This is a genomic window from Myxococcus sp. AB056, from assembly GCF_006547365.1.
GTDB lineage: Bacteria > Myxococcota > Myxococcia > Myxococcales > Myxococcaceae > Myxococcus > Myxococcus virescens.
Window position 1 is genome coordinate 64,238 of the sequence record NZ_VHLB01000009.1, and the last position, 13,201, is coordinate 77,438.

The window sequence follows — 13,201 nt, forward strand, 5'->3', positions numbered from 1 at the left end:
TTCAAGCTCCCTCGCGGTACAGCACCTTCTTCACCGCGGCGATGATCTTCGGTGCGTCCGGCTGGGTCGCGTTCTCCAGGTTCGCTGCATAGGACATGTTGACGTCCAGGCCCGTGACGCGCTCCACCGGCGCGTCCAGGTCGTCGAACGCCTTCGACTGGATGATATCCACCACGGACGCGCCCACGCCGGCGAGCGCCCAGCCCTCCTCCACGATGACGGCGCGGTTCGTCTTGCGCACGCTCGCCAGGATGGCCTCCTCATCCAGGGGCCGCAGCGTGCGCAGGTCCAGGACCTCCGCGCTGATGCCCTCCTTCGCCAACTCCTCGGCCGCCTGCATGCAGAAGTAATACATGCGGCTCCAGGTGATGATGGTGACGTCGGAGCCCTCGCGCTTCACGTCCGCCTTGCCGAGCGGCACGACGTGCTCGCCTTCCGGCACCTCACCCTTGATGGCGTAGAGCCGCTCGCCCTCGAACATGAGCACCGGGTTCTCGTCCCGGATGGCAGCCTTGAGCATGCCCTTGGCATCCGCGGGCGTGGCGGGCGCAATCACCTTCAGGCCCGGGAAGTGCGCGTAGTTGGCCTCCAGCGCCTGGCTGTGCTGGCTGGACAACCGGCCGCCAGCGCCGCCCGGACCGCGGAACACGATGGGGCAGCGCAGCTGGCCACCGGACATGTGCCGCAGCTTGGCCGCGTTGTTGACGATCTGGTCCATCGCGAGAATCGCGAAGTTCCAGGTCATCATCTCCACCACGGGGCGCAAACCCACCATGGCCGCACCCACGCTCAGGCCGGTGAAGCCCAGCTCGGCGATGGGCGCGTCGATGATGCGCGCGCTCCCGAACTTGTCCAGCAGTCCCTGCGACACCTTGAAGGCGCCGTTGTAACGGCCCACTTCCTCGCCAATCAGATAGACGTTGGCGTCGCGTTCCATTTCCTCGGCGAGCGCTTGGTTCAGCGCCTCGCGGTACATCAACTCGGGCATCGTCGGCTCCGACTCGAACTCGAAAAAGGGTTGGTAGACAGGTCAGCGCGCGCCTAGCGGATGAGGCCCGCCTTCTTGTCGGCCGCCTCGGCCTGCTCGCGCGGCTCCAGGTCCCACGTCACCTTCAGCTCCTGGCCACTGGGGTACGTCGGCCAGTTCACCTTCTTCCCCAGCACGCGCTCGCGGGGGCGCACGTCCTCCTCGCCCTCCTCCACGATGGTGTCGCGCCACAGTTCGTCCAGGCTGGGCTCGGGCGACTCGTCGGCGAACTTCACCGCCTGGTCCACCTGCGCATTGACCTCCGCTTCGATGGACTCGAAGACGTCGTCCTGGGCCAGCCCCTGCTTCAGGATGTAGGCGCGCAGCTTCGGAATCGGGTCGCCCTTGCGCTCGTCCTCCACCTCCTGCTTGGTGCGGTAGGTGGCGGGGTCGGCCATCGAGTGGCCGCGGAAGCGGTACGTGTTGGCCTCCAGCAGCACGGGGCCCTTGCCGGCGCGGCAGTACTCGGCGGCGTCCTTGACAGCCTCGTACATGGCCAGCACGTCCATGCCATCCACCGGCTCGCCGCGCATGTCGTAGGCGCTGGCGCGCTTGTAGATCTCCGGCACCGCCGCGATGCGGGAAATGGCCGTGCCCATCCCGTAACGGTTGTTCTCGCAGATGTAGATGACAGGGAGCTTCCACTTGGACGCCATGTTGAACGTCTCGTGGAGGGCGCCCTGGCTGGCCGCGGCGTCGCCGAAGTAGCAGACGGTGACGCGGTCCTCGTTGCGATAACGGCTCGCGAAGGCCATGCCCGCCGCCAGGGGAATCTGGCCGCCGACGATGCCGTAGCCGCCGTAGAAGTGATGCTCGATGTCGAAGATGTGCATCGAGCCGCCCTTGCCCTTGCTGTAGCCGGTGTCCCGGCCCATCAGCTCGGCCATGACCATGCCCGCGTCGCTGCCACGGGCCAGCGGCTGGCCGTGGTCACGATACGCACTGAGCATGTAGTCATCCGGTCGCAGGGCCTCCACCGGTCCCACCGCCACGGCCTCCTGGCCGATGTAGAGGTGGCAGAAACCGGCAATCTTCCCCAGCGTGTACTGCTGACCCGCGCGCTCCTCGAAGCGACGGATGAGGTACATCTTCCGGTACATGTCCAACAGCAGTTCTTTTGAGTACGGGCTGGCCACTGCGGAATGCCTCCATGCTGGCCGCCCACGGAACTCCCGGGGCGGCAAACGCCGAGCGACTCAATAGCCGCGCGGCAGTGGGACTTCAAAGCCTTTCAAGCCCCGTCCACGCCAGGTCTATTTCAGGCGCGGTGCGTCAGGAACCCAGCGCGAAGTGCGGGACGGAAATGACGCCATCCAGCAACTCCACCGGTCGGCCCGAATGGTCCGTGGCCAGGTGAATGACGGTGGCTTCTGGAAACTTCCGCCGGTAGTCGTTCGCGTGCGTGGGCTCATTGTCAAACGCAGCCACCACGCTCCCCAGGCGGCCCAGCCGCGCGTGCGCCTCCCGCTTGAAGGCGTCGTCGTCCTCAGCCAGCGTGGGCTTCATCACGAGGAGCACCCGGTCGTCATCTGGCAGCACCAGGCCGTGACGGCGCATGCAGGAGACGGAGCCTTCCCGCATGGCCTCATGGCGGCCCGTGACGTAGACGAGCCTCGCGCCGGTGGCCACCACCTCGTGGGTGAAGCTGGCCGCGCCGTCGATGGCCTCGTCGTCCACGCAGTAGTCGCTGGTGAAGAAGCGCTCGGCCCAGAAGCGGCGGGCTTCGGCGAAGTGGGACTCCACCAGGGCTTCCTCGAGGCCGCAGGCGCGCATGGCCTCCTTCATGTCCCAGCCCGTCACCCAGTGGCGCGGCTCGCAAGCGGCCAGCACGGCCAGCGAGCGGGCGACACCATACTCCCGGAGGATGCGAGCCTGCCGGGGCCGGTTGTCGAACAGGGTGGAGTCCAAGTCGAACGCCAGCACGGCGGAGGAGCCCAGGGAGCGGGCGCGCTCCAGGATGGAGCGCAGGGTGTCACGCCAGTCGTCGCGAATACGCTTCTTGAAGTCGTCGTAAGCCATGTGCGCCGGGGAGATTACCCTCGCGCGCGCCAGGGCGCCGCCGAAACATCCACCAGGGGCGTCGTGCGCCCCCTCCCTGCCTGGAGCGTCGGGCCTGCCTCAGGCCGCGGACTTCCACCCCGAACGGCTGGGCGGCATTCCTGGGCCGGGGTCCGTGAAGCGCTGCATGCGCTGGATGCCGTTGCGGTCCAGCACCAGCCTCACGAACTGGACGGAGTCCTGGCTGCGGTCCTTCTCCTCCTCCACCACCGTGAAGCGGAACACCATGTCCACCGGGTAGCGCTTGGTACCGCGGATGTGGCCCACGGACAGGTCCGCCAGGTCCACGTACTCCAACGCCAGCTCCGGCTCGTCCATGTCGCGCAGGAAGCGCTCCACGTTGAGGCGGAGGATGTCCGTCACGCCTGTCAGGCCGCGCTGCGTGCGCGGCAGGTGCCGGGCATCCAGGACAATCTGCTTCTGGTAGCGGATGACCGTCTCCGACAGCTCGCCCTGCGTCGCGGTGAGGAAGTCATCCCGCTGGCGCAGCGCCGCCACCGTGTCCGGAACCTTCAGCGAGGGCCCGTAGTCCACCCGCTCCTCACACGCGCCAATGACGCGCCCGGTGACGGGGTCCACCAGGTCCGTGGTCCGGTCCGCCAGGTGCATGGCCGCCACCCGGCTGAGCATCCGGCGCAGGCCCTCCTTGATGCGGTCCTTCACCATGTACCCCACCACGAGGATGAGGAAGAAGTTGAGGCTGGCCTGCGCGTAGCGCTCTTGCGCCCAGAAGGCCACCGCGGTGGCGACCGTCATCGCGATGCCCGCGGCCAGCGCGAAGAGCATCTCCTCCCAACCCTGCCGCTTCTGCCGCCGCTTCGACGACAGGAACAGCACGTTCATACAGAACTTCTTCAGGAAGCCCAGCCGGAGGATGTACTCCTCGTTGTCCCCCGTGGGGCTGAGCACGCTGCGCAGCCGGTGCTCCTTGCGGTACGCCTCCTCCCGCAGCACCGCCTCCATCAGCCCCTTGCGCAGCCCATGCCACGGCTCGCCGCGGGGCAGCGACTTCATGTCCGCCACCGAGCGCCGGAAGCCGCCCTCCACCAGCAGGCTGACGTATTCGTCCACCAGCCGCAGCGACGCCCGCGAGCGCTCCTGCAGGTGCAGCTCCCCCACCGCGCGCAGCCACACGCGGAAGCGCGCCAGCACCTGCGTCACACCCGCCTGCATGGCCAGGATCTCGGACTCCAGCACCGCGCACGCGTCCGTGTTCAGCGCCGCGGGGCCCTCGCACCGCGACTCCACCCCGGTGGCGAAGCGGCGCAGCGCACCGCGCAGCACGCAGGACAGGAGCTTGGCCTGGTACACGACGTCCTTCTCGGACCCCATCCCCGTGCGCAGCCACGCCTCCAGGCGCACCAGCGGCGAGGTGTCCGAGCTCAGCAGCTCGTTCACCGCCATCACCGGCGTCTTGAAGCGCACGTAGTTGTGGATGTCCGCGTAGAAGTCCGCCCGCGGGTACGTCTCCGCGTCGATGTTCAGGCTCCCCGGCAGGAAGAGATACGCCTCGACGAGGTAGCGCGTCTCATCCGCCCCGGAGGGCTGATACTCGAGCTTGATCTCAAACTGCTTCCGGTCGTGGACCTCGAAGCGGCTCTGCAGGGGTGCGGGTGACTGGGACACGTGTGGAGTCTACGCTACATCCCTGTCACGCGGGAGTGACCCCAACGTCACACATCGTTGGGGCCACACGGATATTACCCGCCAGTGCCGGTCCGATTCGCTGGCGCCGCCGGGGGCACCGGCAGCGTGGCCGGCACGGGCGTGGACTTCGGCTGGGGCCGGGCGTTCCACACCTGGGTGGCCAGCAGCAGTCCGAGGAAGGACAGCGGCAGCATGGCGTAGGGCCAGTTGCCCCAGTTGGCGGCGGTCTTCGCTTCGTCACCCATCGGCAGGATGGAACCCAGCAGGATGGACTGCAGCGCGGTGCCCGCGTACACGGCGCCGTCGATGATGCCAACCGCGAGGCCGGCGTTCTTCTTCCCGCCGAAGTCCATGCTGGCCGTGCCGGACAGCATGCCGTGCACGCCGATGACACACAGGGACATGAAGATGACCGTCCAGCCCAGGGCCACGCTCTCCAGGACGAACACGGAGATGACGGCGCCCACCGACATGCCGGCGTAGAGCACGGCGGACACGGGGCCGCGGCGCGAGTCGAACACGCGGTCGCTGATGACGCCGGCGAACATGCCGCCGGTGATGCCCGCCACGCACAGCAGCATGCCCCAGTTGGCGGCGACGAACGTTTCGCCAAGGCCCGTCGCCTTCGCGAACTTGGGGTACCACTGCATGATGGCGTTGCGCATGAAGCCGCTGCAGAACTCGATGCAGAGGATGATGATGATGGCGCGGTTGGTCAGCATGCGCTTCAGCACACCCGCCACCCCCAACTGAGGCCCGGTCTCTCCGGAGGACGCGTCCGCGGTGTCGAAGTCCGGATGGCCCGCGTGGCTGGGCGTGTCGCGGATGACGAAGTAGTCCACCACCAGGAACACGGCGAGGATGGCCGCGGGTACGAAGAACGCCCAGTACGTGGGCGCCGCCTTCACGATGAGCCGGCTCCAGTCGTAGGCGAAGTAGACGCCCAGCGAGATGAGGATGCCGAACACGCCGCCCAGCAGGCCGCGCTCGCGCACGTGGAACCAAGCCGCGTTCACCTTGACGATGGAGACCGCGCCGAAGCTCTGGAAGTACATGTTGACGGCGTAGAGGAACGACAGCGTCGCCACCAAGCCGCCCGGCGGCGCCCAGTTGTGCGTCAGCACCGCGTACACCACGCCGCCCATGGCCACGTTCGCCACCGCCGAACCCGCGGCCGACATCAGGATGGTCTTCCGGCCACCCAGCCTGTCCGTCAGCGGGCCGTTGAGGAGGAAGGCCACGCCGTAGACGGCGGTGCCCCACGCGAAGATGGTGCCGAAGTCCGCGTTGGAGGTGCGGTCCCCCATGGCGCTGGTGGCCACGTTGAGGTTGTAGCGCCCCATGTAGAGGAACGCGTACGTCATGCCCAACGGGAACCAGTTGAAGAACCGACGGCGCTTGAATGCCTCCGAGTGCCCCAGCTCCACCTTGGGCAGGCGCGCGAGGACGAGGCCGATGGCCCCCAGGAGGATGAGGATGGGCAGGAACTGGGCCAGCCAGGGGGGCAGCGACGACATGCAGCGACCTCTGCGGTGGATTGCGGAACGCCGCGCACCCTACCCCGGCACGCGGCCGTGCGAAAACAATGCACGCCCTTCAGGGCTGCAGGGCAAGCAGCCGCGTCAACGCGACTTCCGTCTTCGCATCCGGGATGTCACCGCGCCGGCACGCGTCCAACACGTCCTGGATGGGACGCCAGTGCAGCTGCGTGCCCTCCTCTAGAGGCGAACCATCCCCTTCGGGCTCCTCGGCTGACAGGTCCGTGACGTCCACCGCGGCGGGAAACACCTTTTCGGACAGGATGCCCGGCGCCAGGAAGAAGGCGCCGCCCAACAGCCGGATGTCCTCCGGCTTCACGTCGAACCCGGCCTCCTCATGCACCTCTGCCGCGGCGCGGCGACGCAGGCCTTCCTCGCCCTTGTCCTCCGGTTCCAGCAGTCCCGCGACGATTTCTTCCACGCGCAAGTAGCCAGACGCAGGGTCTGGAACGGTCATCGCGTCCCGGCTGTCCTTCCGGAAATACGCCGCGGGCCGGAGGTTCATCCGCGTCAGGACCTCCATGCCTGACGCACCGCGGCGATAGACGAGCACCGCCACCGCGTCCAACCGGGGCCTGTCCACCACGTCCACGCGGTATACGGGAGAGGAAGAACCGTCCGCGCGCCGGTTGCGGCAGCGCAGCCGCCGAACCCTGAGAAAGCCCTCGTCGCATCTCGCGGTAGACGAGAAATCCTCGATGATCTCGATGTCAGTCACACTGGAATGACGCTGCCGCATGTCCGCCTGCTCTCCTGTGGAGTAGGAACGCCGATGGCAGGAACCTGGCCCGCCATGGTGGCGTTGCTTGCCCGACAAAGCTTGATCCCGTACCTTGCGCCCGCTTTACCGCTGTCTCCCTCCCGAAACACGGAATTCTCTTGATGCGTCGCCTCCTGCTCGGCCTCTGCTGCGCCCTGGCATCTGCTTCGTGCATGCCGGTGCTGGAAGGCCAGGACTACAACCTCGAGGGGCAGGAGGTGCGTCTGACGCTCCTTCATACCTCGGACATCCATTCGCGCCTCATCCCCTATGACTTCACGCCGTTGAAGACGGACGTGGACCTGGGGACCATCCCGGAAGCGGGTCCCTTCGGCGGCGCTACGCGCATGGGGGCGTTGCTCAAGCGCGAGCGCTCCCAGGGCGAGCGTGTGCTGCACGTGGACTCGGGCGACTGCTTCCAGGGCGCGCCCATCTTCAACCTCAACACCGGCGAGGTGGAGTTCAAGTTCCTCTCCGAAGCGCGGCTCGACGCGGCCGTCGTGGGCAACCACGAGTTCGACGCGGGCCTCCTCAACTTCACCCAGATGGCGCAGCAGCACGCGACGTTCCCGCTGCTGGCGGCCAACTACTTCTGGGATGACTGGCGGGCGAACGGCAACCACCAGACGGCCCTGGAAGTGGAGCCGTACACCATCCGCAACGTGAAGGGCCTCCGGGTGGCCATCATCGGCATGGCCAACATCTCCTCGCTCAACTCCATCGTCGAAGGTGGCAACAGCCTCCAGGTGACGCCGCTGGAGCAGAACGAGGTGGCGCGCGCCTACGTGGACCTGCTGCGCCCCGTCACCGACCTCATCGTGCTGGTCAGCCACCTGGGGCTCCATGAGGACCAGGACGTCATCCAGGGCTACGAGGCCTATTACGAGTACTCCCGCGCCAAGGCCTACGTGCAGCGCCAGAAGGACCCCTGGCAGGTGCTGGAGTGGTTCGGCCCCGAAGGGGACGACAAGTCCGTGGTGCGCGTGCGCATCCCCGGCGTGGTGGGCGTGGACGCGGTGATGGGTGGCCACCTGCACGTCGTGCTCAACCCGCCGCAGCTGCTCACCGACCCCGCGGGCCGCAAGGTGGTGCTCGCGCACTCTGGCGCGTTCGCCAAGTACGTGGGCCGGCTGGAGCTGGTGGTGAAGATGCCCGAGGTGCTCGGCACCGGTGAGGGCGGCGAAATCGTCAGCCAGGACTACCGCGTGTTCCCCATGGACGCCCTGTGGTGCGACGACGCCATGCGCCGCTTCCGCCACGACAGCAGCGTGTTCTGGGAGGAGGGCCAGTTCCTCCGCGACGAGCGCGTCCGTCAGGCCATCCAGGCGTGCAAGAACCAGGAGGACCGGATGACCACGCATCTGCTCCAGCCGTACATCCTGGGCATGGACTTCAACTTCCAGCTGACGTCCATCTTCTCCTACGCGCCGCGCGACGTGCAGCGCCGCAACAACTCCACGGGTGGTGACTCGCCGCTGGGCAACATCGCCGCGGACTCCATGCGCAAGCGCCGCCGCGTCGAGGCGGAAATGGCGCTCACCAACTCGCTGGGCATCCGCGACAACCTCTACGCGGGCGTGGTGAGCCAGGAGTCGATGTTCAACGTGTTCCCGTTCGAGAACACCATCAACATCATGTACCTCTCCGGCAAGGAGATGCAGGAGATGTTCGACTTCGTCACCGAGCGCTCCGCGGAGCGCGGCTGCGTCAGCCAGGCGCAGATCTCCGGCGCCCGCTTCACCATGGACTGCGCCCAGGTGCAGGTGAACGACCTGCAGACCCCCTGCAACCCGGAGCTCAACGGCACGGACTGCCCCAACCAGGACCGTCAGGGTCATGCGCCGTGGCAGTGCTTGGTGGACCAGAGCAGCGATGCCAGCGTGGGCCGCTGCTACGCGCACCCGGGCACCAACATCCAGATCAACGGCAAGCCGCTGGACATCACCGGCACGTACAAGATCGCCGTCAACGACTACATCGCCAAGGGTGGCTCGGGCTTCAACGTCCTCAAGCGCAACACCACCCGCATCGAGACGGGCATCTCGCTGCGCGACTCGCTCATCGGCTACATGCAGGGCTTCTGCACCTGCGAGGACATCCTCGCGGGCCGCGAGACGTCCAAGTCGGGCCACTACTGCGGCAACCTCGTCAACGGCCGCTGGACGGTGAACGAACAGGTGGTGGGCTCCTGCCGCGCCGCCGCCGACTTCAAGGCCGCGCTGGACAAGCAGGTGGGCAGCTGCGCCTGCAAGGAGCTGCTGTCGCTCCCCTCGGACGCCGCGGATCGCTGCGGCGTGCCGGGCCTGACGGCCGAGGACATCCAGAGCCAGTGCAACGTGCCGGAGGGTCCGTACACAGGCCGCTGCAGCTGCCGGGATGTGCTGGCGGGCAACAACCCCATCTGCGGCACGGTGACGAACCAGCTGCGGAACTTCTGTGAGAACCCCACCTCCGTGTCCATCGCGGACGCGGTTGAGGATTCCCGTATCGGCCGGAGGGTGAAGTAAATGAAGCGCCTGCTCTTCCTGTCGGCCCTGGCGGCGGCCGGCTGTTACACCCAGGACACGCCTCAGCCTGATGGCGTCGCCTCGTTCCGCGTCAACCTCACGGGCATCTACACCGGCGGCACGCGTACCCCGCTGCCGGTGGTGAATGAGTGCGCCACCGCGCACGGCGGCCAGGACAAGGTGCCGCTGGAGGTTCGCGGCACGGCGGACTGCCGGCTGACCATGCCCCGGACTCCGGTGGACTTCGACGTGGAGATCCTCGCCCTGGACGCGAAGGGCCAGCCCATGGAGTCGTTCAACGGGCCGGTGTCCTTCCGCACGGTGCCGGGCAACCTGATGGGCGAGTACCGCTACCGCTGGACCCAGCTCACCAACGGCCGGGGAACCGGCACGGTGCGCTCCGGCCAGCTCTACGGCGACGCCCACGTCTGGGTGCAGGACGAGCCGCCCCAGGTGGATTACGCCGACGGGCAGGTCATCCCCGGCGAGCTGCCCCAGGAGCCGGCGACGCGCACGAACGCCACCGGCCTGTCGCGGATGATGAAGTTCGAGGAGCCGACCATCTCCACGGTCCAGGTTCCGCAGAACAGCGATCAGCTCACCGCGTACGCCGGGACGTACATGCGCATCGGGCGCAACCCGGAGGCCGGCCCGCCGCTGCTGCAGAACTGCGCCGAGGGCGACCCGAACGACAAGCAGCCGGTGACGCTGCTGGTGACGGGCACGGACCCGGGCGGCTTCTTCGTCACGGACATGACGGCCTGCCGCGTGGGCGAGAACAGCGTGCCGGGCGCCAACATCCAGACGGGTGAGCCGGACGGCTACTATCCCGGCCGCTTCAACTCGCTCTACGTCTACAACTACTCCTTCCCCGAAGGGCTGGACCCGGGCGACCTGCTGTGGTCGGTGTCCGGCTCCGTGCAGGAGTTCACCGCCACCACGCAGCTCACCTTCCCCGCGTGGACGGTGCGCGAGCGCGTCCGGCTGCTGCCCCAGACGGAGTGGGACAAGTATCTGAAGTTGTCGCCGCCGGTGGAGATCAACGGCCGACTGTGCGGCTACAGCGGCTCGCTCTACATGACGGACCCGCTGTGTGGTTACAGCTACGGCAACTACAAGATGGAGAGCCTGGAGTCGTCACTGGTGAAGCTCAGCCGGGTGAAGTTCCCGCGCGTCTTCCACAACTGTGACGCCAACGGCAACGGCACCGTCCCCTTCTTCTGCCCCAACACCCGCGCGGGGACGTGGGGAAGCTGCGGCACGGACAACCCGAACGATCCGGACATCGCCGAGCGGCAGTGCAACATCGACTGCACCATGGGCATTGGCCAGTTCGCGGGGGTCCACTGCGCCGAGCGCAACACGTACAACGGCTTCGGCCAGTTCGTCGTGGAGATGAACCCCACCGGCGCCGCCTCGGCGGGCCTGGACGAATCCGTCCCCGGGCGCATCCAGACGTTCACCGCCTCCGTCAACACGGACCCCACCATCGTCAACTGGGCCCAGTCGGACACGTTCAGCAGGGATCAGCGCGTCAACGTGTCCTGCGACAAGGCGGCCAACGTGCGCTTCGGCGCCAACGGCACGCCGGTGGCGCTGGCGGCCCAGACTCCGCTGCAGCACACCATGGCCGCGGGTGAGGGCATCGTGTACGCCTCCGTCCAGAACCGCGAGGACGGCACCATCACCTGCAAGGTGGCGGCGGACGCGCGCACGCGCATCAACCTGGTCACCAAGGACGCGGTGCCGGACCTGGTCCCCGACTGCCGCGAGGATGACCCGAACGCGGAGGCGGCCCAGCAGTGCCGCAATCTGCATGCGGCCACCTTCGACGTCGTGGGCCACCTGCGGCAGGTGAGCGCCGCCCGCCCCCGGTGGAACGTGCTGCCTCGCGACGTGGACGACATCTGCTGCTACCCCGGCCCGGGCATGGAGTGCCCGCGACCGATCCGGCCTTGCGTCAATCCGTAGTCTTCTGATGATTCTCGCGACCCGGTGACGGGAAGCAGGGAGGAGCGGTCCCTTGGGCCGCTCCGTGGAGAGGGACATTGAAAACGCTGCAGAAGCTGGCCCTGACCGGCCTGATTTCCCTGAGTGCGCCCGCGTGGGCCAGTGACTTCGTGGACACCCGTCTGTCGTTCGTCTTCGCGGACGACAACGTGCTCGCGGGCTCTGGTGAGACGACGCCGAACAGCCCCGATGCACGGTTCGGCGCCGGCAACCAGAACACGCAGTTCTACGACAACTTCAACACCCGGTTCTCCGGCTTCGAGTCCCTGTCGAACGTGGTGCTCTACAAGCGGGCACCGGCCTTCTTCGAGGGTTTGACGACCGAAGCGGCGCTGACGCTGCTGGTGCTCGAGCGGCCCTCGGGCGGCGTCGACATCCGCGACAACTCCAGCTACATCCGCCTCAACTACCAGCCGCCGGGCTGGAGCGAGAAGGAAGGCATCTCGCTCGTCGGCTTCCCGGTGTCCGCGGACCGTTTCCGTCTGGGCTATGCGTACCGCATCTCCTGGGGTGGCAGCGGCGTGTTCACCACCCGCGCCGCCACCAACGGCGTGCCCGGTGGCAAGCTGCAGATCACCCGCGACAACTGGTACGCGTACGTCGGCGGCAAGACGGCGCTCATGCAGAACGAGCTCATCCGCGAGGAAGAGACCAAGTACGGCCTCATGGCCGGCGCGGGCTGGGACATCCTGGAGACGCTGCGCGTCGAGGCGGGCGGCGGCTACTTCCAGAAGGGCCTGGTGCCCGGCCTGGCGACGCTCGGCGTGGAAGCGCCGGTGAACGCCGCGGGCGTGTCCGGACAAATCGTCTACCACGTGGGTGTGCCCGTCGGCACCAGCGTGGACTTCCGGCTCTACAAGAACGACCCGGACATCTATCAGCGCTTCTTCGCGCCGGAGCAGTACCCGGGCGGCCTGTCGTACACCGTGTCGCTGGAAGGCAGCTACCTGTCGCAGACGCTGGAGAAGCCCAACGACTTCGGCGCCACCAAGCCGCAGGGCGCCACCGCCGTGGCCCTCCAGGCGCGCGCGAAGTACGACCTGCTCCGCGTCAGCCTCCTCGGCCTGTACCGCAGCCTGTCCTTCATCCAGTTCGAGGTGCCGGGCTTCCCGCCGTTCCAGGACTTCCCGGAGGGCACGGAGCTGAAGCCGGAGATGTTCCTCGCGGTGGGCGCTGACTACCACCTGCCGAAGCTGCACTTCACGCCGGGCTTCATCATCGGTGTGCAGCAGCCGGCCTCGTTCCGCAGCCCCACGCCGGTGCTGGGCGGCAACAACCCGCCGGAGAACCTCATCGGCACGCGCACCGTCGTGGTGCGTGACGTGAACCAGCTCAGCATCCTTCCGGAGACGTGCGGCCGCGGCGGTGCGGCGTGCAAGGCGGAGCCCATCTACTCCGCGAAGGCCACGTTCCGCTGGGACCTGTCCGACTCCGTCGCCGCCGTCGGCGAGGTCTACTACACGTACGACACCAACCGGACCACGTTCCGGGACGACGTGACGGGTGTGGCGCAGCCGAGCTTCGAGCGTCCGCACGCGCTGGGCTTCAACACGATGCTCCAGGCGCGCTTCTAGTCCACCGCCCTGCCCCACCGGGGCAGCCGGAAGGGCTTCGCGGCCCGGCCTCTCCTCGTGGGGGGCCGGGCCGTCGTGCG

9 protein-coding genes are annotated in these 13,201 nt (G+C 67.6%); 3 read left to right on the top strand and 6 right to left on the bottom strand.

From position 1 onward, the window contains the following. Position 1: 1 nt before the first annotated feature. From FMP39_RS06260 to FMP39_RS06285, 6 genes are all read right to left on the bottom strand, one after another. Positions 2–988, bottom strand: coding sequence for a pyruvate dehydrogenase complex E1 component subunit beta (locus tag FMP39_RS06260; RefSeq protein WP_141589074.1), 987 nt, complete (start codon positions 986–988; stop codon positions 2–4). Between the two features lie 53 nt (positions 989–1,041). Continuing rightward, a complete protein-coding gene (pdhA, locus tag FMP39_RS06265) occupies positions 1,042–2,163 on the bottom strand; it encodes a pyruvate dehydrogenase (acetyl-transferring) E1 component subunit alpha (RefSeq protein WP_186817707.1) in 1,122 nt (373 codons plus the stop codon). 136 nt (positions 2,164–2,299) lie between these two features. Further along, positions 2,300–3,046 carry a hypothetical protein gene (locus tag FMP39_RS06270; RefSeq protein ID WP_141589075.1) on the bottom strand — a complete coding sequence of 249 codons (747 nt, stop codon included), beginning with the start codon at positions 3,044–3,046 and terminating at the stop codon, positions 2,300–2,302. A gap of 99 nt (positions 3,047–3,145) precedes the next feature. After that, the gene (locus tag FMP39_RS06275) at positions 3,146–4,711 is read right to left on the bottom strand and encodes a hypothetical protein (RefSeq protein WP_141589076.1); all 1,566 of its coding nucleotides are present in this window, start codon (positions 4,709–4,711) and stop codon (positions 3,146–3,148) included. A gap of 74 nt (positions 4,712–4,785) precedes the next feature. Then, entirely contained in the window at positions 4,786–6,249 is a 1,464-nt protein-coding gene (locus FMP39_RS06280; protein WP_141589077.1) for an MFS transporter, read from the bottom strand. Between the two features lie 79 nt (positions 6,250–6,328). Continuing rightward, positions 6,329–7,009 (bottom strand): NUDIX hydrolase, encoded by a 681-nt coding sequence (locus FMP39_RS06285; RefSeq protein WP_141589078.1) that lies wholly within the window; start codon positions 7,007–7,009, stop codon positions 6,329–6,331. A gap of 143 nt (positions 7,010–7,152) precedes the next feature. Here FMP39_RS06285 and FMP39_RS06290 point away from each other — a divergent pair, with 143 nt between their 5' ends. From FMP39_RS06290 to FMP39_RS06300, 3 genes are all read left to right on the top strand, one after another. After that, positions 7,153–9,537: a bifunctional UDP-sugar hydrolase/5'-nucleotidase gene (locus FMP39_RS06290; protein WP_141589079.1), complete on the top strand. Its 2,385-nt coding sequence runs from the start codon at positions 7,153–7,155 to the stop codon at positions 9,535–9,537. Next, on the top strand, positions 9,538–11,508 hold the full coding sequence (locus FMP39_RS06295) for a hypothetical protein (RefSeq protein WP_141589080.1): 1,971 nt from the start codon (positions 9,538–9,540) through the stop codon (positions 11,506–11,508). It abuts the gene before it with no gap. Between the two features lie 77 nt (positions 11,509–11,585). Beyond that, a complete protein-coding gene (locus FMP39_RS06300; protein WP_011552729.1) occupies positions 11,586–13,121 on the top strand; it encodes a hypothetical protein in 1,536 nt (511 codons plus the stop codon). The last annotated feature ends 80 nt before the right edge of the window (positions 13,122–13,201 follow it).

What these genes read in the sequence shown, in the direction of transcription:
- FMP39_RS06285 (WP_141589078.1), bottom strand. Translation starts at nt 7,009, where the DNA reads ATGCGGCAGCGTCATTCCAGTGTGACTGACATCGAGATCATCGAGGAT.
- FMP39_RS06290 (WP_141589079.1), top strand. Translation starts at nt 7,153, where the DNA reads ATGCGTCGCCTCCTGCTCGGCCTCTGCTGCGCCCTGGCATCTGCTTCG.
- FMP39_RS06260 (WP_141589074.1), bottom strand. Translation starts at nt 988, where the DNA reads ATGCCCGAGTTGATGTACCGCGAGGCGCTGAACCAAGCGCTCGCCGAG.
- FMP39_RS06280 (WP_141589077.1), bottom strand. Translation starts at nt 6,249, where the DNA reads ATGTCGTCGCTGCCCCCCTGGCTGGCCCAGTTCCTGCCCATCCTCATC.
- FMP39_RS06295 (WP_141589080.1), top strand. Translation starts at nt 9,538, where the DNA reads ATGAAGCGCCTGCTCTTCCTGTCGGCCCTGGCGGCGGCCGGCTGTTAC.
- FMP39_RS06270 (WP_141589075.1), bottom strand. Translation starts at nt 3,046, where the DNA reads ATGGCTTACGACGACTTCAAGAAGCGTATTCGCGACGACTGGCGTGAC.